At 71.0% G+C, this 19857-nt stretch carries 17 protein-coding genes; 5 read left to right on the forward strand and 12 right to left on the reverse strand.

Annotated features, from left to right (window positions below):
- Window positions 1-116: 116 nt before the first annotated feature.
- On the reverse strand, window positions 117-2600 hold the full coding sequence (locus ACFU53_RS36970) for an alpha-L-arabinofuranosidase C-terminal domain-containing protein (RefSeq protein WP_384002814.1): 2484 nt from the start codon (window positions 2598-2600) through the stop codon (window positions 117-119).
- Between the two features lie 144 nt (window positions 2601-2744).
- Between ACFU53_RS36970 and ACFU53_RS36975 the strand changes: the two genes are divergently transcribed.
- Window positions 2745-3194, forward strand: a complete 450-nt coding sequence (locus tag ACFU53_RS36975; protein ID WP_384002817.1) for a DUF6314 family protein — start codon at window positions 2745-2747, stop codon at window positions 3192-3194.
- Between the two features lie 15 nt (window positions 3195-3209).
- Here the strand turns inward: ACFU53_RS36975 and ACFU53_RS36980 are convergent, their stop codons facing one another.
- The 3 genes from ACFU53_RS36980 to ACFU53_RS36990 all read right to left on the reverse strand — a co-directional run bounded on the left by ACFU53_RS36980 (window position 3210) and on the right by ACFU53_RS36990 (window position 5835).
- Window positions 3210-3785, reverse strand: a complete 576-nt coding sequence (locus ACFU53_RS36980; RefSeq protein WP_384002820.1) for a histidine phosphatase family protein — start codon at window positions 3783-3785, stop codon at window positions 3210-3212.
- A gap of 140 nt (window positions 3786-3925) precedes the next feature.
- A complete protein-coding gene (locus tag ACFU53_RS36985; RefSeq protein ID WP_384002823.1) occupies window positions 3926-4372 on the reverse strand; it encodes a GNAT family N-acetyltransferase in 447 nt (148 codons plus the stop codon).
- The gene (locus ACFU53_RS36990) at window positions 4369-5835 is read right to left on the reverse strand and encodes a PLP-dependent aminotransferase family protein (RefSeq protein ID WP_384002826.1); all 1467 of its coding nucleotides are present in this window, start codon (window positions 5833-5835) and stop codon (window positions 4369-4371) included. Before ACFU53_RS36990 ends, ACFU53_RS36985 begins: the two co-directional genes overlap by 4 nt.
- Here ACFU53_RS36990 and ACFU53_RS36995 point away from each other — a divergent pair.
- Window positions 5834-6928, forward strand: a complete 1095-nt coding sequence (locus ACFU53_RS36995; protein WP_384002829.1) for a DMT family transporter — start codon at window positions 5834-5836, stop codon at window positions 6926-6928. The two genes, ACFU53_RS36990 and ACFU53_RS36995, sit on opposite strands and share 2 nt — an antisense overlap.
- A 90-nt stretch (window positions 6929-7018) precedes the next feature.
- Window positions 7019-7216 (forward strand): DUF1918 domain-containing protein, encoded by a 198-nt coding sequence (locus tag ACFU53_RS37000; protein ID WP_384002832.1) that lies wholly within the window; start codon window positions 7019-7021, stop codon window positions 7214-7216.
- A gap of 28 nt (window positions 7217-7244) precedes the next feature.
- Here ACFU53_RS37000 and ACFU53_RS37005 read toward each other — a convergent pair whose 3' ends face one another.
- Window positions 7245-8486 (reverse strand): glycoside hydrolase family 10 protein, encoded by a 1242-nt coding sequence (locus tag ACFU53_RS37005; RefSeq protein WP_384002835.1) that lies wholly within the window; start codon window positions 8484-8486, stop codon window positions 7245-7247.
- A gap of 188 nt (window positions 8487-8674) precedes the next feature.
- On the opposite strand from ACFU53_RS37005, the gene ACFU53_RS37010 reads away from it, so the two are divergent.
- Together ACFU53_RS37010 and ACFU53_RS37015 are read left to right on the forward strand one after the other, a co-directional pair.
- On the forward strand, window positions 8675-9550 hold the full coding sequence (locus ACFU53_RS37010) for a 3-hydroxybutyryl-CoA dehydrogenase (RefSeq protein WP_384002838.1): 876 nt from the start codon (window positions 8675-8677) through the stop codon (window positions 9548-9550).
- Window positions 9551-9755: 205 nt separating this feature from the next.
- Window positions 9756-10013: a hypothetical protein gene (locus ACFU53_RS37015; protein ID WP_046916210.1), complete on the forward strand. Its 258-nt coding sequence runs from the start codon at window positions 9756-9758 to the stop codon at window positions 10011-10013.
- A 288-nt stretch (window positions 10014-10301) separates the two neighbouring features.
- Here ACFU53_RS37015 and ACFU53_RS37020 read toward each other — a convergent pair whose 3' ends face one another.
- From ACFU53_RS37020 to ACFU53_RS37050, 7 genes are all read right to left on the reverse strand, one after another.
- Window positions 10302-10847, reverse strand: coding sequence for an NUDIX domain-containing protein (locus ACFU53_RS37020; protein ID WP_384002842.1), 546 nt, complete (start codon window positions 10845-10847; stop codon window positions 10302-10304).
- Between the two features lie 97 nt (window positions 10848-10944).
- Window positions 10945-12285 carry a transcriptional regulator gene (locus ACFU53_RS37025; RefSeq protein ID WP_384002845.1) on the reverse strand — a complete coding sequence of 447 codons (1341 nt, stop codon included), beginning with the start codon at window positions 12283-12285 and terminating at the stop codon, window positions 10945-10947.
- Between the two features lie 211 nt (window positions 12286-12496).
- Window positions 12497-13552, reverse strand: coding sequence for a PP2C family protein-serine/threonine phosphatase (locus ACFU53_RS37030; protein ID WP_384002848.1), 1056 nt, complete (start codon window positions 13550-13552; stop codon window positions 12497-12499).
- A gap of 313 nt (window positions 13553-13865) precedes the next feature.
- Complete coding sequence (pheT, locus tag ACFU53_RS37035) at window positions 13866-16433, reverse strand: phenylalanine--tRNA ligase subunit beta (protein WP_384002851.1); 2568 nt, start codon at window positions 16431-16433, stop codon at window positions 13866-13868.
- Window positions 16433-17554, reverse strand: coding sequence for a phenylalanine--tRNA ligase subunit alpha (pheS, locus tag ACFU53_RS37040; RefSeq protein WP_384002854.1), 1122 nt, complete (start codon window positions 17552-17554; stop codon window positions 16433-16435). The genes pheT and pheS overlap by 1 nt, the downstream gene beginning before the upstream one ends.
- 129 nt (window positions 17555-17683) lie before the next feature.
- On the reverse strand, window positions 17684-18829 hold the full coding sequence (locus ACFU53_RS37045) for an ATP-binding protein (protein WP_384002857.1): 1146 nt from the start codon (window positions 18827-18829) through the stop codon (window positions 17684-17686).
- Window positions 18830-18882: 53 nt separating this feature from the next.
- Window positions 18883-19728 (reverse strand): TrmH family RNA methyltransferase, encoded by an 846-nt coding sequence (locus ACFU53_RS37050; protein WP_384002860.1) that lies wholly within the window; start codon window positions 19726-19728, stop codon window positions 18883-18885.
- Between the last annotated feature and the right edge of the window lie 129 nt (window positions 19729-19857).

A 19857-nucleotide genomic window follows, 5' to 3' on the forward strand; every position in this document is an offset into this window, starting at 1 on the left:
GGCCGGAGGCCCGACCAGGGGCGCGGGGCTGTGTCGATCATGCGGCTCCGCCGCGTGGGCACGACCAGCCCCCACACACCCGCACCCGGCTCACAGAGCCCAGGCCGCCCCCACCATCACCGCTTCTTGATGCGCAAGAACGTCACGGAGTTGGCCGGAAACGTGTAGCTGAACTCCCCAGCCACCCCACTGAACGTAGACGTGACCGGCGCGACCGGCGTAGCCGTCTCCGTGTTCACCGCGTCCGGCGCGGCCGTGAGCGTGGTCACCCGGGCCTTCGAGCGCACCTTCGCACCCCCGAGGTCGATGGCCGTACGCGCGGCCACGGACTGTGCGTTGACGACCTTGACGATCAGATCACCGGTCTTCGCGTCACGCGTCACGACCTGCCGGAACGGCTCCGCCGGCTTGTTGTCGGTGAAGCTGCCCCACTCCTGGCCGTCGAGCAGCAGGGTCACCTGCCGCCCCCGCACCTTGACCTCGACGTCGTACGTACGGCCCGTCTCGATCGTGCCCGGCTTGGAGATCAGCGAGGACTTGCCGCCGTCCACGGCCTGCTCGACCGCGCTGGTGGTGTTGTTCCAGCCGCCGAGGTTCCACCAGTAGAAGTTCCCGGTGTCCTTGACGCCGAAGGCGACCAGGAAGCCCTCCTTGCCGGACTTCTTCGTGGCCTTCACCTTCACGTCGTAGTCGTGCCAGGCGGTGTCTCCGGCCGAGACCAACGTGTTCTCGGCGGCCACATCGGTCTGCACGTACTGCCCGTCCTGGACGCTCCAGCTGCCCTTGCCGGTGTGGGTCCACTTCGAGGCGTCACCGCTGAAGTCGTCGGTGAGCAGCCTCGTACCGTCCGCCGAGGTCACCTGCACATCGTCGTACGCCGCTGTCGTCGCCCAGGTGGAGAGGCCCACGGCTCCGGTGATCGGGCCGGAGAGCGCCGGCGTACCGGTGGCCGTCGACGGCACCACACGGTCCCCGACGTTGTTCATGAAGAGCTTCTGGGCCTCGTAGTTGGCGGAGTTCCACGACGCCTGGTTGTTGAACCAGATCATGTCGGGGCTCCACTGCACATAGTCCTCGTTGGCGAGGAGCGGAGCGTAGGAGGCGAGCTTCACGATGTCGGCGTTGCGCTCCAGGCCGGTCATGAACGCGGCTTCGGAGAGGGCGTTCTTGAAGGCGTTGCCCTGGGAGGCGTACTCGCCGAGGAAGACCTTCGGGCCGCTCCGGTCGTAGGCGTCGTAGCGGTCGTTGTTCTGGAGGAACCACTGCGGGCTGTTGTAGTAGTGCTCGTCGACCATGTCGACGTTCGCCTCGCGGTTCAGCTTCCACGCGGTGTCGAAGGTGGTGCCCGTGTCGTCGGGGCCGGAGTTCGAGATCACCGTGATGTCCGGGTACTTCGCCTCGATGGCGGCCCGGAACTTCTGGAAGCGGGCGAAGAACTCGTTCGGCAGATTCTCCTCGTTGCCGACGCCGAGGTGGGTGAGGTGGAAGGGCTTCGGGTGGCCCATCTGGGCCCGCTTCTTGCCCCACTTGCTGGTCACGGGCCCGTTGGCGAACTCGATGAGGTCGAGCGTGTCCTGGATGTGCCGCTGGAGCAGGGACTCGTCGTCGGTGGCCCTGTTCTGCCCGCAGCCGGTGACGAGGGCGGGCACCACGGGCAGCGGCATCGCGCCGACGTCCTCGGAGAACTGGAAGTACTCGTAGTAGCCGAGGCCGTAACTCTGGTTGTAGCCCCAGAAATTGGCGTTGGTGGCGCGCTGCTCGACCGGGCCTATGGTGTCCTTCCACTGGTACGAGCGCTTGCGCTCCCAGTTCGAGGCCTCGCTGTAGTCCTGCATCGAGCCGGTGTTGACGAGGCAGCCGCCGGGGAAGCGGACGAATCCCGGCTGCAGCGCGGCGATCTTCTCGGCGAGGTCCTTGCGCAGACCGTTCTTGTGGCCCTTGTAGGTGTCGCGCGGGAAGAGGGACACCTCGTCGAGGGCCGCGGCACCGGCGGAGGCGACGGCGAGACGGCCGTCACTGCTGGTACGGGTCGCGGTGAAGGTGGCCCGGTACTTGGCCCAGCCGCCCTTGACCGCCACCCGGCGGGCCTTGGCGAGCGTGCCGTCGGCGTCCTGGAGGGTGACGGTCAGCGTCGTACGGTTCTCGGCGCGTGCCCACACCGAGAAGTCGTATTTCTTGCCCTCCTCGACGCGGACCCCGCTGTTGTAGCCGGCGTTCGTGACGGCCGAACCGGCGCCCAGGGAGAGGTAGTTGCGGTTGCGCTCATTGAGCCGGCCGGCGTCGTTCACGACCTGCGCGGCGCCGTCGACGGCCCAGGAGGTGAGGGGGGTGTACGCGCGGTTGTCGGCGGTCGAGTACTCGAAGGACCGGTTCTGCACGAGTTCGGCGTACAGACCGCCGTCGGCGGCCCGGTTGATGTCCTCGAAGAAGACGCCGTACATCGTGTCGTCGATCTTCGCGCCCTTGGCGGAGGGGTCGACTGTGATCGCGTAGTCGGTGACGTCCTCGGCGTGCGCGGGCGCCGGGACGGAGGCGGCCGCCACCAGGAAGGCGGTGGCGGTGAGGCCGAGTCTCCAACGGGTGCGGGTGCTGCGTGACATGGATACTCCGCGGCTCGGGGTGGGGGTCATGGAGTTGTTCGAAATATCAGACAATGATCAGCACATCGAACGGCAAGATAGGGAGGTGACCAAGACAGCGTCAACGGGTCGCACAGCACCGAAAGTGTCGAAAGTGAAGGACGGATGGGCGATTTCCTGCCAGTTCCTGATGTACTGGCCCATCTCTCCGGGCGTTGGCGGGTCCTGCGGTCCGTGCGGGATCTCGCGAGCGGGGCCGAAGGGGAGTTCACGGGAACGACCGTTTTCAGCCCGCTGAACGACGGCGGCCTTCTCCACAGGGAGGTCGGAACTTTCGTCTGGCAGGGCGTCCCGCGCCCCGCCGAACGTACCCTGCGCTTCCTGCCGGGCCCCACCCCCGGCACGGCGGACGTGCGCTTCGCCGACGGCCGCCCCTTCCACGACCTGGACCTGACCACCGGCCACTGGCGCACGGACCACCCCTGCCTCGCCGACCTCTACCGGGGCGAGTTCGAGGTGGACGACGAGGACCACTGGCGGACGACCTGGCGGGTCGGCGGCCCCGCGAAGGACCAGCTCCTGGTCACCGGCTACACACGCGAGCGAGTGCGTTGAGAACCTGAGCCCCGCCTACCGCGCTGCGCCCAACCGCAGGTTCCAGCGGCCCGCGTGACCCGCGACCGTGACCGTCGACAACGGGCGGATGTCCATGTTCCAGTACGACGACGGCGGGGCCTTCAGCGCGAAGACGAGGGCGGCACGCAGCACGGACGGCTCGGCCACGGCGACGATGCGGCCGCCCTCGCCCGCCGGACGGGTTTCGAGCCAGCCACCTATGCGGGAGATGAAGGCGATCAGCGACTCGCCGCCGTGCGGCGTGGCGTGCGGGTCGGCGAGCCAGGCGTCCACGGCCGAGGGCTCCCGGGCCATGGCCTCGCCGAGTGTGAAGCCACGCCAGCGGCCCATGTCGCAGTCCCGCAGCGCGGGCTGGGCCAGCGGCGCGTAGCCGAGGGCGTCGCCGGTGGCCCGGCTGCGGGGCGTCGGCGAGCAGTAGCGCAGCTCGGCCGCCGCCAGCGGCACCAGCTCATGGGCGGCGCGCTGCACTTCGTCCCAGCCGGCCTGGTCCAGCGGCCGGTCGTCCTCGAAACGCTCCGCGAGCAGCGAGGAGCAGCGCGCGGCGGCGACGAACGTGACCCGAAGATGCATGCGGCGATGGTGGAACGGGTTACTCCGCAGGTCAAGAGGCGTTACTCAGGAGTTACCCGGGGTTCCCCGGCCCTCACCCGCAGCGTTCGTCGCCGTACCCGGGCCACTCACCCGGGCCGCTCGTCGTCGAGGCCGGCAACTCACTCGAACACAAGCGCCATCCACTGGTCCGGCTTGGCGAGCGGCTCGAAGCCGAGCTTCGCGTAGACGCCGTGCGCGTCGTGCGTGGCGAGCAGGATGCGGCGCAGCCCGTACGGCCGCAGCTGCTCGCGCACGGCCGCGACCAGGGCCGTGCCCAGCCCCTTCCCGCGCGCCGACGGGTCGACGTACACATCGCAGAGCCACGCGAACGTGGCCCGGTCGGTCACCACCCGCGCGTACGCGACCTGCTCCCCCGAACCCGCCTCGTACACCCCGAAGTTGAGGGATCCGCGGATCGCGTTCTCGTGCTTCTCGCGGGGGCGGCCGAGGGCCCAGTACGCGTCGGTGGACAGCCAGTGGTGGACCCGTCCGACATCGATGCGGTCGGGGTCGTCGGACATCTCGTAGCCCTCGGGCAGGCCGGGCAGGGTCGACTCGTCGCTCATGGCTGGACGTTCGCAGGCCAGGAGCCCGCTGTCGAACCGTTTACGGCCGCCTTCAGCCGCCTCACCCCTTCCGCGATCTCCCCCACCCCGGCGACACCGGCGAAGCTCAACCGCAGGTGCCCGGCCGGAGGTTCGGCGCTGAAGTAGGGGCGGCCGGGGGTGACGGCGACGCCCGCGCGGAGGGCGGCGGCGACCATGGCGGGCTCGTCCGTGCCGTCGGGGAGGCGCAGCCACAGGTGGTAGCCGCCGGAGGGGATGTGGGGCAGGGCGAGTTCGGGGAGCCGCAGGCGCAGCGCGGAGGTCAGCGTGTCCCGGCGGTTCTTCAACTCCCTTGAGACCGCTCGGAGATGGCGGGGCCAGGCGGACGAGCCGACGAGTTCGAGGGCTGCCTCCTGGAGGGGGCGCGGCACGAAGAAGGTGTCGACGACCTGGATGGCGCGCAGCCGTTCCAGGACCGGGCCCCGGGCGGCCAGGGCACCCACCCGGAGGCTGGGCGAGGTCGCCTTGGTCAGCGAGGAGACGTGCACGACCACGCCGTCGGAGTCGTCGGCCGCCAGCGGTCGCGGCAGGGGCCCGGAGTCCTCGTGCGCGAGACGGCGTACGAAGTCGTCCTCCACGACGAAGGCCCCAGCCTCGCGGGCGATGCGCAGCACCTCGCCCCTGCGGTCGGCCGACAGGGCGGCGCCGGTGGGGTTCTGGAAGAGCGGCTGGCAGACGAAGACACGGGCGCCGGACGCCTTGAACGCGTCCGCGAGCAGGGCGGGTCTGACCCCGTCCGCGTCCATCGGCACCGGGACGGGCCGCAGCCCGGCCGCCCGCGCGATCGCCAGCATGCCCGGATAGGTGGGCGATTCGACCAGCACGGGTGCCCCGGGCGGCGCGAGCGCGCGCAGGGCGGTGGTCAGGGCGGACTGGCCGCCCGCCGCGACGATCACCTCGGCCGCGGTGATCGCCCCGCCGATGCTCCGCGCGAACCACTCGCGCAGTTCCCAAACGCCCTCGACCGGCGGCCGCGCCCACACCCCGGGCCGCCGCCCGGCCCTCGACAGGGCCGCGCCCATGGCCTGTTCCGGCTGCAGCGACGGGTGCAGATAGCCGCCGTTGAACTCGATCACGCCGGGCGGCGGAGAGGCGAGCGAGACCAGCACTCCGGAGGCGTCCACCGTGCGGGGCGACGGCTCGGCACTGCCGTCCGCGCTCAGCGCGACCTCCTGCCAGGACGTGTCCCCCACGACCGCCGCACCGCTCTCGCGCGGCCGTGCCCGGAAGGCGCCCGCCCCGGGCCGCGTCACCACGAGCCCCTCGGCGGACAACTGCGCCAGGGCCCGCGAGACGGTCACCGGGCTCACCCGGAACCGCTCGACGAGGGCCCGGCTCGACGGCAGCTTTCCACCAAGAGAGTAGCGGTCCAGCTCCCCTCGCAGCTGTTCGGCCAGTTCCGCGACACTGCTACGCTCATGCATGAGAGTAGAGAGTAGCGCTATCGCCCACAGTTCAGTAGCGGTGGGCGGTCACCCGGAAGGCACCGACCCGCGACCGGCCACCTCCGGAACCCGGTCCTCCGCCGACGCCGACACCGGCACCGACACCGACACCTGCACCGACACCTGCACCGACACCTGCCCGGCCGTGCCCGAGACCGAGCCCCGCCACCGCCACCGCCACCGCACCGGCGGCACCCTCCAAGCCGCCCTCGGCGTGACCGCGTTCTCCCTCACCTTCCCCGCCACCGCCTGGGGTCTGGAGGGCTTCGGCCCCTGGTCCCTCGTCGCCGTGCGCAGCGTCCTCGCCGCCGTCATCGCGGGCGGCTGCCTGCTGGCGGTGGGGGTCCCCCCGCGCGAGCGCAGCCGAGCGTGGGGGAGCGTGCGGCTGCCCGGCCGTCGGCACTGGGCAGGGCTCGCGGTCGTGGCCGCCGGAGTGGTCGTCGGTTTCCCCCTGCTCACCACGCTCGCCCTGCAGACCTCGACCACCGCGCACGCCGCCGTCGTGGTCGGTCTGCTCCCGCTGACGACCGCGCTGTTCTCGGCGCTGCGCATGGGCACGCGCCCCTCACGCACCTTCTGGGCCGCCGCCCTCACAGGGGCCGCCGCAGTCCTCACGTTCACCGTGGCACAGAGCGGCGGCGCCCTCACGACGGCCGACCTCTATCTCTTCGGCGCCCTGCTGGCGTGCGCGGCCGGCTACACCGAGGGCGGCCGACTGGCCCGGGTGATGCCCGGCTGGCAGGTCATCGGCTGGGCCCTGGTGCTCTGTCTGCCGCTGAGCGTGCCGGGCGCGCTGCTGGCCCTGTCGTACGAGCCGGTCCAGCTGACCGCGCACAGTGTGGCCGGGCTGCTGTGGGTGGCGGCCGGGTCCCAGTTCCTGGGGCTGGTCGTCTGGTACCGGGGCATGGCGGCGATCGGTATACCGAAGGCCAGCCAGTTGCAGTTGGCGCAGCCGCTGCTCACACTGGTGTGGTCGGTGCTGCTCCTCGGGGAGCAGCTCACCCCGGCCGCGCCCCTGACGGCCGTCGCCGTGCTGGTCTGCATCGCGGTCACCCAGCGCACATCCGCCTGAGAGCCCGTACGCACACCGGTCCAACCGGCGCCGCCCGCAATAGACTGCGGTCACGGACCGCCACTCCCGTGCTAGACGAGGAGGCCCCCGATGGAGGCAGCTGTAGGCGACACCCTGCTGGTGCACGGCAGGACCGTCGGGCACCACGACCGGACCGCGGAGGTCCTGGAGGTGCTCGGCCAGAACGGGAATCCGCCCTACCGGGTCAGGTTCGACGACGACGGGCACGAGGCGCTGATGGCCCCGGGCCCGGACACGGTCGTCCGTCACCCCGGGGATCCGAGGTAGCCGCCACGCGTCCGTCCCCCCGCTCCCGTCAGCGCGGTGGTTCCGCCGGCCGCTGGTAGTGGTCGGCGACCACGCGTGCCATCGCGCCGATCTTGTCGAGCCCGACCTCCTTGGCCGAGAAGAAGACGTGCCCACGCGCCTCCGGGACGTCGCGGGCCAGGGTGAGGTGCGCCGACAGCTCGGCCGGGTCCTGCCAGGCCGCGGGCTGCGCCGGGTCGCCCGCCTTGTACAGGGCCTCCCCGATGTACAGCCGCGTCCCACTGTCCCGGGCCGTCTCGGCCCACCAGGGCAGCAGCTTGGCGTAGTCGGCGGCGCCGAAGCCGATGTTCCAGTACAGCTGCGGCACGATGTAGTCGATCCAGTTCTCCCGGACCCACTTCCGCGTGTCCGCGTACAGGTCGTCGTACGTCTGCACGCCCGCCTGGGTGTCCGAGCCCCGCTCGTCGGTCGCGGCGTTGCGCCACACCCCGAAGGGGCTGATCCCGAACTGCGTGCCGGGGCGGATCACCTTGATCTCCGCCGCCGTCTCCCGCACCAGCTTGTCGATGTTGTCGCGCCGCCAGGCCGCCCGGTTGGGGAAGCTCCCGCCGTATCGGTCGTACACCGCGTCGTCGTCGAAGACCTGACCCGCCACCGGGTACGGGTAGAAGTAGTCGTCGAAGTGCACGGCGTCGACCGGGTACTTCCGTACGGCGTCGAGCATGGCCGTCCGGACGAAGGCGCGGACGGCGGGGATGCCGGGGTTGTAGTAGAGCTTGCCGCCGTAGGGGACGACCCAGTCGGGGTTCTCACGGGCCGGGTGCGAGGCGACGAGACGGCTCGGGTCGGTGTGGTTGGCGACCCGGTACGGGTTGAACCAGGCGTGCAGTTCGAGACCCCGGGCATGGGCCTCCTCGACCGCCGTGGCCAGCGGGTCCCAGCCGGGGTCCTTGCCCTGGGTGCCGGTGAGGTACTGCGACCAGGGCTCGTGCGGGGAGGGCCAGAGCGCGTCGGCGGTCGGGCGGACCTGGAAGATCACCGCGTTGAGGCGTCGGTCCACGGCGGTGTCGAGGTGGGTGAGGAGCTCGGCGCGCTGCTCGTCGGCGGTCAGGCCCGACTTGGAGGGCCAGTCCCGGTTGACGACGGTGGCCAGCCACATACCGCGCAGCTCGCCCTCGGCCGCCCTGCGGCGGGGGCTCGGCTCCCCGCCGGCCGCCGCGGTACCGGCCGCCACACCGCCCGCCGCCAGGAGTGTCACCGCCGCGGTCGCCCAGAACGCCCGTCGTGACATCCGTGGCTTCCGATGCATCGTCGTACCTCCGCGTCCCGCGTGTCCGCCTCGTCGCGGACCGTTCCCGGGCCAGCCTTCCACGGGACACCCGGAATACTGATCAGTAGCCGTCGCGGGTAACGTGCAGGTTTGGCGCAGGCCCACACCAGGGGTATCTGCCAGGCACGTAGACCAGTGAAAGGGACGATGTGACGGACTTCCCAACGGGAGATCTCGCACGAGTCGGAGTCGTGGGCTGCGGCCAGATGGGAGCGGGCATCGCCGAGGTGTGCGCCCGCGCCGGACTGGACGTGAAGGTCGCCGAGACCAGCGGCGAGGCTCTGGAGTTCGGCCGTACCCGGCTGTTCAACTCCCTGTCCAAGGCAGCCGAGCGCGGCAAGATCACCGAGGCGGAGCGGGACGAGACGCAGGCGCGCCTGAGCTTCACCACCGACCTCGGCGAGTTCGCCGACCGTGACCTCGTCATCGAGGCGGTCGTGGAGAACGAGCAGGTGAAGACCCAGATCTTCCAGGTGCTCGACCAGGTGGTGACCCGCCCGGACGCGATCCTCGCCTCGAACACCTCCTCCATCCCGCTGGTGAAGCTCGCGGTCGCCACCTCGCGGCCCGACCACGTCATCGGCATCCACTTCTTCAACCCGGCCCCGGTGCAGAAGCTCGTCGAGCTGATCCCGGCGCTCACCACCTCCGAGGGCACCCTCAGCCGGGCGCAGCTGTTCGCCGAGAAGGTGCTCGGCAAGCACTCCGTGCGCGCCCAGGACCGCTCGGGCTTCGTCGTCAACGCGCTGCTCGTGCCGTATCTGCTCTCCGCGATCCGGATGTTCGAGTCGGGCATCGCGGGCCGCGAGGACATCGACAACGGCATGGAGCTGGGCTGCGCCCACCCGATGGGCCCGCTGAAGCTCTCCGACCTGATCGGCCTGGACACCATCGTCTCCATCGCCAACAGCATGTACGAGGAGTACAAGGAGCCGCTGTACGCCGCTCCCCCGCTGCTCCAGCGCATGGTGGACGCAGGGAGGCTCGGCCGGAAGTCGGGGTCGGGCTTCTACTCGTACGCCTGATTCCCCAAAGGCCGACCACGGACGGTCAGTTGCCTTCCCGCACGGGCCCGGCACCGGAGAACGGTGCCGGGCCCGTCGTATTCACACACCGTGTGCGCGGCGGACACGCATATGCCGTTCGCACACTCTCCCCACGCGCCCACCAGGCGAGTTGACTTCACGTGCGCAGGCAAAGGATGGGATGACTACAGAAAGGAGCGGACTCGTGGCCATCGACCCCGAGCATCCCGTGCACCACGGCGAACTCGCAGAGTTACGCCGCCGCCTGGATGTGGCGCACACACGCGTCGAAGGAGGGCTGACCCTGTTGAGCCACCGCGCCGAACAGAGCGCCAAGGAACTGGACGACCTGAACACCCGGGTCGTCACCCTGGAGCACGCCCGCTGGCCCCTGCCCGCGGTAGCGGCGCTCACGGCCCTGGGCGCCCTGGTGGTGTCCGTCTGGCAGGCGCTGGGCCGCTAGGGCCTGTCGTCCGGATCATGCCTGGGCCGCAGGGCTTGGCACGCGCAGCTGCCGCGTTGTCGTCAGTTGCCGACTCCCCCACGCTCGGCTTCGCTCGAGCGGGAGGGACCCCCATCGCGTCGACGCCCTCCTCCGCCCTGCAGCTGCACGCTCCCCCACGCTCGGCTTCGCTCGCGCGGGAGGTACCCCCATCGCCCCGCTCACCGGCGGTCGTCAGGTGCTGTGGCCCGAAGTCGGCACGATCCGGACGACAGACCCTAGGCCTCCGGGCGGGACGCGATGGGGGATTCAGGGCTTGGCGTCCTGCCCGAGGCGCAGGTGGTGCAGCAGGAGCAGAGCGGCCGCCATGTTGGCGGCCGGGACCTCGCCGCGGGCGACCATGTCGGGAACGAGCTTGAGGGGAACCCATTCCCTGCGGTCCGACTCGAAGTCGTCCACCGGGTGACCGACATACGCGCCCTCGTCGGCCCAGTAGATGTGGTGCCGGGCGTCGGTGAGCCCGTTGGAGGGCTCGACGCTCATCAGGTGGTGCAGGGGTCCCGGCCGCCATCCGGTCTCCTCCTCCAGTTCGCGGGCGGCCGCCTCGGCGATGGCTTCGCCGTCCTCGACGACGCCCGCCGCAAGCTCCCACCCCCAGCTGTCGGTGATGAAGCGGTGCCGCCACAACAGCAGCACCTCGTTGGCCTCGTTGATCACGGTGGCCACGGCCACGGGCCGCAGCCGGATCAGGAAGTGATCGAGGTGCCGTCCGTCCGGCAATGCGACATCTGCGAGATTGACGCTGAACCAGCGGTTCGAGTACATAGTTTGTTCGCTCTGTTTCGTCCACTGCATGGTTCTGCCACCTTCCGCCGAGTAAGTGGCAATATCGCAGCAGGAGCTTGGTGACAGCAGGCGCACAGCCGGTGCACGGCGGCGCCCGCGGACGGCGTCAGAGCGGTACGCGCAGTGCTCCGTCGATGAGTTCGGCGGCTTCGGAGGTCCCCGCGCAGCCGCTGCGCACGAGGTGTTCGCGAACCGCCCGCAGTCTGTCACGCAGGCGCATGGACTCCATTCCCCGCGCCCGCTCGGCCATTTCCACGGCGGTGGCCACCGCCTTGTCCGCGTTGCCCTGCCGCAGCTCGATCTGGCTGAGCATCGCGAGCCGGTGCACACGCCCCCGGTCGTGCGCCGGGGTGTCGACGGCCGCCACGGCATGCTCCGCCGCAGCCGTCAGGTCACCGAGGCTGAGCAACGCCTCCGCCACCTGTACGTTCACCAGGCCCGGTTGGACATAGCCGGTCTCATCGGGTTCGTAACCGCGCCGGATGCGCTCGGCGGCCTGCTCGGCCCGCCGGATGCAGGACAGCGCACTCGTGCCGTCGCCCAGGTGCGCGTACGCCTTCGCCTGCATCGCGTAGAGGTCGGAGGCGAGCGCCGGCGTGATGTGCTTGCCCGCGGTGCGCAGCGCCGCCTCGGCGAAGGCGACGGCCTGCCGGTACTCCCGCATGAACAGCGACTGGTTGACAAGGAGCGCGATGACATAGGCACCCAGCCCCCGGTCCCCGCTGGCCTTCGCCAGGCGCAGCGCCTGGTGGAAGTACCGCTGGGCCAGCCCATGGGCGTCGGAGTCGTACGCGCAGATCCCGGCGATCGCCACCAACCCCCCGGTGGCCCGGTGCAGTTGGCGTCCGGTGGCGTCGGTGTAGCTGCCCCGCAGCAGCGGCGCGGCCTCCGCGTTGAGGAACCCGACGATCCGGGTGCGGGTGGCGACTCCCCCGGCCTTCCGGTACATCTGCTCGTAGTGCGTACGGGCCGCGCGCAGCATCTCGATGTCGGCCATGCTGACGCGATGCCGTCCGCCACGGGACACATCGACGTCCTCCGGCGGGTTCTCCCACTCCCAGACGGGCATCACGGCGGGCGTCCCGGTGACGGCGAGAGCACCGAGGACATGCGGGCGCTGCTGTTCGTCGGAGCGCCACAGGGCGGTGGCGCGCTCCACGAAACCGGAGAGCCCGGCACCGTGCTGGGAGGTCAGCTCGCCGGGCACGCCGAGCCCTATGTCGTCGAGGGTCACTGTCCGGTGCAGCCGCCCGGCCAGCACCTCACAGATCAGGTCGGGCACCTGGCCGCGCGGCCGCTGCCCCTTCAACCACCGTGCCACGGCGGTGTGTTCGTACCTCAGCGCCAGCCCCCGGGCCCGCCCCGCCTGGTTGACGTGCGCGGCGAGACCGGCGTGGGAGATACCGGCCTCGTCGAGGATCGCGTCGAGCAGGGTGTTGGGCTGCATGGAGGCCCTCCGGTGGCTCGGTGCCGGCGAGTGGCAGCGTAGCGCCTCCCCTTTCACACGGGGTGCGAAGGGAATGCCCGAATTCGGGCTGTGCGCGCGCTGTCGCAGAGAGTTTCGGACCGGTTGACTGAAATGCCTCGCAAGAGGCCGGCCGGGCCGCCGGCTCCCCCCTCGTACAGTGCGGTGGCCCTGCCGGACGGAACGGGGGCGACTACGGGGCGGGAGCGACGGGTGGGGTGTCGGCTGCGGGTGCGTCGTGGCTTGTCGCGCCCCGCGGCGGAGCCGCAGATTCAGGCAGCCCCGCGCCCCTGAAAACCGGCGCTCGGCTGATGAAGCGGTCATTGCGGAGTACCAGTATCGCGATGTCGTCCTTGGGCCTTCCCGCTGTGTGGCGGAGGAGTTGGGTGAACACCGCGCGGAGCACCGACTGGGGAGAGACGGGGCGGCCTCGCACGGCTTCCGCCAGGGCGCCCGCCAAGGGAAAGAAACGCCCCTGTGGGTCCCTCGCGTCCTCCACTCCGTCCGTGTGGAGGAAAAGGGCCTCGCCGGGGAGGAGTTGGCCGCACGGGGTGACCGGCGGCTCGACGGGGAGGGGAAACGCGCCCAGCGGGGGCATGGGATCGGCACCGGCCAGCAGTTCCGCTCGGCCGCCGCTGAGGAGATACGGCCAGGGGTGGCCGCAGTTGAGGGCGTGGAGTTCGCCGTCGGGGGCGATCTCCAGGAGGAGGACGGTGACGAAGTCCTCGGTGTCCTCGGCACGGGCGCGGTCGCGGAGATGCCGGGCGAGGGCGCGGTCGAGGCGGGCGAGGACTCCGGCGAGTTCGGCCTCGTCGTGGACGGCCTCGCGGAAGCTGCCCAGCACGGCGGCGACGGTGCCGATGGCGGCAAGACCGTGACCCCGTACGTCGCCCATCACCACCCGTACGCCGTGCTCGGTGGCGATCACCTCGTACAGGTCGCCGCCGACGCTCGCGCCCCGGTCGGCGGAGAGCTGCGCGGCGGCGACGGCCAGTCCGTCGATCCGCACGGGCAGCGGTCGCAGCAGCACGCTCTGCGCGGCGCCCGCGACCTCGCGCGCCTGCCGCACTTCCCGCAGCATCACCTGCCTTACGCGCAGCATCAGCCCGGTGCCGACCGCGAAGAACACGGCACTGCCGGCGATCCGGGTCCCGAGCCCGTCCCTCTGCGCCAGCGGACAGACCCACTTGTACGTGATCGCCGTCGCGCCCCACACCGCCGGCAGCCCCAACGCCAGCGCTCTCCGCAAGGACCGCCGGTCGGAAGGACGACGCCCCCGGGACCACGCCCGCCGAGGAGTCCCAGCCCTGATTCGAATCATGCCGTTGGCCCCCCATCAGGCCCGGACAGCGCGAAAGGCCCCGAAAGGCCGGTCCGATTCTGTCGACCGCATGCCCCGATCGGGGAGTTCGCCCGAAGTTGTCACCCAAATGAGTGAGGAGATTGCGGGGGCATGTGGGGGTGTGGGGGCTTGCCCCCACAAGGGGCGCGGGGAACTGCGCGACCAGCCACGGACAACCCGCGGCCGCCGAAAACCCGCAGCTCCCCGCCCCTTGGGCGCCCTAGCTCCTCAGAACCGCCCCCGTACGCTCGCCCGCGAGGGCGACCGCCGCATCCCGAGCCGCCGAAGCCTCATCAACGGTCAGTGTCCGATCCACGGCCCGGAAGCGCAGCGCGTACGCCAACGACTTCCGCCCGTCACCCAGTTGCTCCGCGTTCTCGTAGACGTCGAACAGCCGGATGCCCTCCAGCAGTTCACCCGCACCCTCGCGCAGCGCGGCCTCCACGTCGGCGTGCGGCACGAACGTGTCCACCACGAGGGCGACATCCTGCGTGGCGACGGGGAACGAGGAAATGCTCGGTGCGTGCGGGGTGTTGTCCCCCACCTGCTCCAGGGCGTCCAGGTCGATCTCCATCGCGGCGGTCCGGGCCGGCAGCCCGAGCGCCTTGAGCACGCGCGGGTGCAGTTCACCGGCGTGGCCGACGACCCGCTCGGTGCCGTCCGCGACGACCACGAACTCGGCGCACCGGCCCGGGTGCCAAGGACCGTACTGCCCCTTGCGGACGACCAGTTCGGCACCGGCCTCGCGCGCGACCGCGCGCCCCGCCTCGATGGTGTCGGCCCAGTCGGCCGGGCGGCCCTTGCCCCACCAGCCGGCCTGCTCGCGGGCTCCGGCGACGACGACGGCGACATGGCGCGGCTGCTCGGGCAGCGCGGCGTTCAGCGTCGCGATCTCCTCGTCGGTGGGCCGGCGGTCGACCGGCAGCGCGACGGCGACACGCTGCTCCTCGCGCGGGAGGAAGACCAGCCCGGTCTCGAACAGGGCCAGGTCGTGCGAGCCCCGGCCGTCGTTGCGCCGCAGCGCACCCAGCAGGCCCGGCAGCAGCGACGTGCGGAGCGCGGGCTCCTCGTCGTTGAGCGGGTTGGTCAGCTTGACGACACGGCGGGCCGGGTCGTCGGCGTCCAGGCCGAGCTGGTCGAAGACCTGCTCGGCGATGAACGGGTAGTTGGGTGCCTCGACGAATCCGGCACCGGCCAGCGCCCGGCCGACCCGGCGGTGCAGCCGCTGCCGGTGGGTCAGACCACGGCCCGACGGGGGCTTGGGAAGCGTGGAGGGCAGGTTCTCGTAACCCTCCAGGCGGATGACCTCCTCGGCGAGGTCGTTGCCCTCGGTGAGGTCGGGCCGCCAGGACGGCACGGTGACGATCAGGTCGTCCTTCCCGCCCGTCGCCCGACCACCACCCTCCAACGACGCGTTCCACGCGGCGGAATTTCCATAGACGTCGCAGCCGACCTCCTGGAGGCGGCGTACGACGGTCTCGCGGCCGTAGTCGACGCCCGCGACCTTGTCCGGGTGGTTCGCCGGGACGGTGATGGTGTGCGGCGCGGACGGGGCGATCACCTCGGTGACGCCCGCGTCGGCCGTGCCACCCGCGAGGAGCACCAGCAGGTCGACGGTCCGCTGGGCTGCGGCGGCCGCGGCCAGCGGGTCGACGCCGCGCTCGAAGCGGCGGGACGCCTCCGACGACAGCTTGTGCCGGCGGGCCGTGCGCGCGATGGCGACCTGGTCGAAGTGGGCGGCCTCGATGACCACGTCGGTCGAGGCGTTCTCCAGATCGTCGTGGTCGGCGATCTCCGTGTCGGCGCCGCCCATGACACCGGCGAGTCCGATGGGGCCGCGCTCGTCGGTGATCACCAGATCCTCGGCGTGCAGGGTACGCGTGGTGCCGTCGAGGGTGACGATCTTCTCGCCCTCCTCGGCCCGGCGCACACCGATCGTGCCCTGGACCAGGGAACGGTCGTAGGCGTGCAGCGGCTGGCCCAGCTCCATCATCACGTAGTTGGTGATGTCGACGGCGAGCGAGATCGGGCGCATGCCGACCTTCTGCAGCCGGCGCTTGAGCCAGATCGGGGAGCGCGCCTCGGGGTCGAGCCCGGTGACGGTGCGGGCGGTGAAACGGTCGCAGCCGAACGGGTCGGAGACCTGGACGGGGTGACCGAACGCGTTCGGGCCCGGGACGTCGAGGAGCGCCGGGTCGCGCAGCGGCAGACCGTAGGCGATGGCGGTCTCGCGGGCGACGCCCCGGATCGACAGGCAGTCGCCGCGGTTGGCGGTGACGGCGATGTCGAGGACCTCGTCGACGAGCTCCAGCAGCTCGACGGCGTCCTTGCCGACCTCGGTCTCCGGCGGCAGCACGATGATGCCCTTGGTGCCGTCGTCGCCCATGCCCAGCTCGTCGCTGGAGCAGATCATGCCGTGCGAGTTGCGGCCGTACGTCTTGCGGGCGGCGATGGCGAAGCCACCGGGCAGTTCGGCGCCGGGAAGGACGACCACGACCTTGTCGCCCACCGCGAAGTTGCGGGCGCCGCAGACGATCTCCTGGGGCTCGCCGGTGCCGTTGGCGGTGGAGACGTCGACGGTGCAGAAGCGGATCGGCTTCTTGAACTCCGTCAGCTCCTCGATGGTCAGCACCTGGCCGACGACGAGGGGGCCCTTGAGGCCGTCGCCGAGCTGCTCGACCGTCTCGACCTCGAGGCCGGCGGAGATGAGCTTGGCCTGGACGTCACGGCCGGTCTCGGTGGCCGGCAGGTCGACGTACTCCCGCAGCCAGGAAAGCGGGACCCGCATCAGATCTCCATCCCGAACGGCCGGGTGAACCGGACGTCACCCTCGACCATGTCTCGCATGTCTTCGACGTTGTGGCGGAACATCAGCATCCGCTCGATGCCGAACCCGAAGGCGAATCCGCTGTACTTCTCGGGGTCGACACCGCAGGCGGTGAGCACCTTGGGGTTGACCATGCCGCAACCACCGAGCTCGATCCAGCCTTCGCTGGAGCAGGTACGGCAGGGGCGGTCGGGGTTGCCGACGGACTCGCCGCGGCAGACGTAGCACACCATGTCCATCTCGGCGGACGGCTCGGTGAACGGGAAGAAGTTCGGCCGCAGCCGGGTCTTCATGCCCTCGCCGAACAGCGCCTGGACCATGTGGTCCATGGTGCCCTTGAGATCGGCCATGGTGAGGCCCTCGTCGACGGCCAGCAGCTCGACCTGGCGGAAGACCGGGGTGTGCGTGGCGTCCAGCTCGTCGGTGCGGTAGACGACACCGGGGCAGATCACGTACACCGGCAGCTCGCGGTCGAGCAGGGAGCGGATCTGCACGGGCGAGGTGTGGGTGCGCAGCACGACGCCGGACTCGGTGCCGCCCTCGGGGCCTTGGACGAAGAAGGTGTCGGCCTCGCCGCGGGCCGGGTGGTCCGGGCCGATGTTGAGGGCGTCGAAGTTGAACCACTCGGCCTCGACCTGGGGGCCCTCGGCGACCTCGTAGCCCATGGCCACGAAGACGTCCTCGATACGCTCCGACAGCGTGGTGAGCGGGTGGCGGGCGCCGGCCGGTACGCGGTCGTACGGCAGTGTGACGTCCACGGCCTCCTCGACCAGCACCCGGGCATCACGCTCGGCCTCCAGCTCGATCTGGCGGGCGGCGAGGCCCTTGTTCACCGCGCCCCGGGCCTGGCCGACCAGCTTGCCGGCGGCGGCCTTGGCCTGCGGGGGCAGGGCGCCGATCTCGCGGTTGGCGAGGGCCAGCGGGGAGGTGCCGCCGGTGTGGGCGACCTTGGCCTCCTGGAGCGCGTCGAGGGAGTCCGCGGCGGCGAAGGCGGCGAGCGCCTCGTCCCGCATGCGCTCGATCTCTTCCGGTTTCAAGGCCTCGACCTCTACAGGGTCGTACGACTTATTCGGTGCCGACATCTCTTCCCGTGCTTCCGATTGGCTGGCTGAAGGTCCCCGTGACCGGCGCTCAGGGCCGTGTGCAGGACACAAAGGTGCCAAAGGCCGAGTCTAACGGGGTGGAGGTGTACGGATGCGCCCGCAGGCTGCTCAGGTCAGGTAGGCCGGAGCGCTCACGGGCAAGGTAAATCGGAACTCGGCGCCGCCGACGGGGGCGCGTCCGACCGTGATGGTGCCGCCGTGGGCTTCGACGATGCCCTTGACGATGTACAGCCCGAGGCCGGTGCCGCCGCGCTTGCTGCCCCGCCAGAAGCGGGTGAAGACGCGGTTCATGGACTCCTCCGGGATGCCGGCGCCCTCGTCGCTCACGGTGACCGATGTGGCAGCATTTGGATGGCCGTCCCCTTCCCGGGGGGACGCGGCGGGCGTGACGTCAATGGTGACGGTTCCCTCGCCGTGCCGCACCGCATTTTCGAGCAGGTTGCTCAGCACCTGGTCGATCTTGTCCGGGTCGGCCCACAGATCGGGCAGCGGCTGCTCGATCCGCAGCAGGAACCTGTCGGCGGGCTGCCCCGCGGCGACGTACGCCTGGATGTGCCGTCCGACGGCCGCGCCGATGTCGACAGGCTGCCGCCGCACTTCGAGCCGCCCGGAGTCGATCCTCGAGATGTCGAGCAGCTCGGCGATGAGCCGCGTGACGCGATTGGCGTCGGCGTCCACGGTCTCCAGCATCAGCTTCTTCTGGTCGTCGGTGAACCGCTCCCACTTGGCCAGCAGGGTGGCGGTGAACCCCTTGACCGACGTCAGCGGCGACCGCAGTTCATGGGCCACGGTGGCGATCAGCTCGGCGTGGCTGCGCTCGGTGCGGCGCCGGGCCTCGGTGTCGCGCAGGGAGACGACGACCCGGCGGACGGGCCCCATCGGCTTCGTACGGATGTAGCGGGCCGATACGAGAATTTCGCGCGCCCCGGGCAGCAGCAGGTTCCGCTCGGGCTGTCCGACCCGGATGGCGAGCCCCCCGTACGGGTCGGTCAGCTGCCACCAGCGGCGGCCTTCGAGGTCTTCTAACGGAAGGGCCCATTCGAGCGGGCGGCCGAGGGCGTCGGCTGCGGGGGTGGCGGTGATCCGGGCGGCGGCGGCATTGAAGCAGATCACGCGGCCGTTCTCGTCGGCCACGACCAGTCCGTCGGGGAGGTCGTCGGGGTCGATGCCGAGCTCGGTGAGATCATCCTGCCTGGCCGCGGATGTGGCGAGCACATCCCGTGCCCCCAGTGCGCTGCTCGTGCCGACCCTCATCCCCGTACCCCACCTCTCGCGTTGTGCAGTGGGCCCCCGAGCCCGTCACCCTACTAGCTGGGCGTGACGGTGCGGCACCCTCCGAAGGCGCGCTGTGCACGGGCGGACGCGTAGAGACATACGGCGGCGGCGGTCGCCAGGTTCAGGCTTTCCGCCTTTCCGTGGATCGGCACGCGTACGACGGCGTCGGCCAGCCCCCGCGTCTCCTCCGGCAGTCCCCACGCCTCGTTCCCGAACACCCAGGCCGTGGGCCCGCCCATCGTCCCCTTGTCCAGCTCGTCGTCGAGGTCGTCCTGCCCCGCCCCATCGGCGGCGACGATCCGCACACCGGCGCCCTTGAGTCCCGCCACGGCCTCCTCGACGGGCACTCCCACGGCCACCGGCAGATGGAACAACGACCCGACGGAGGCGCGTACGGCCTTGGGGTTGTAGAGGTCGACGGACGCGTCGGTGAGCACGACCGCCTCGGCGCCGGCGGCGTCGGCGCAGCGCAGTACGGTGCCGGCGTTCCCGGGGTCACGGACGTGGGCGAGGACGGCGACGAGCTTGGGGCGGCTCTTCAGGATCTCCTCGAAGGGGGTGTCGAGGAACCGGCAGATCCCGACGAGCCCCTGCGGGGTGACTGTCGTGGAGATGTCGGCGATGACCGCCTCGTCGGCGAGGTGCACCCGCGCACCGACCGCGCGGGCCTCCCCCACGATGTCGGCGTACCGCTCCGCGGCCTCGACCGTCGCGAACAGTTCGACCAGTGTGTCCGCGTGCCCGGCCGCCTCCCGCACGGCCTGCGGCCCCTCCGCCAGGAACAGGCGGTCCTTCCCCCGGAAGTTCCGCTTCGCGAGCCGCCGCGCGGCGGAGACACGGGCGGAGCGCGGGGAGATCAACTCGGGGGCGGCGGGCATGGGTCACCTTTGGGTCGGGTGGGGATGTCGATCGGGCGCCTGAGAACTCGGAGGGTTCGGCGCGTCAACGGGTGCGGGTGGATGGGATGGGGGCTGATCGCGCAGTTCCCCGCGCCCCTGCTTTTCAGG

Origin of the sequence: Streptomyces sp. NPDC057474 (assembly GCF_042802555.1) — a bacterium.
Taxonomy (GTDB): Bacteria; Actinomycetota; Actinomycetes; order Streptomycetales; family Streptomycetaceae; genus Streptomyces.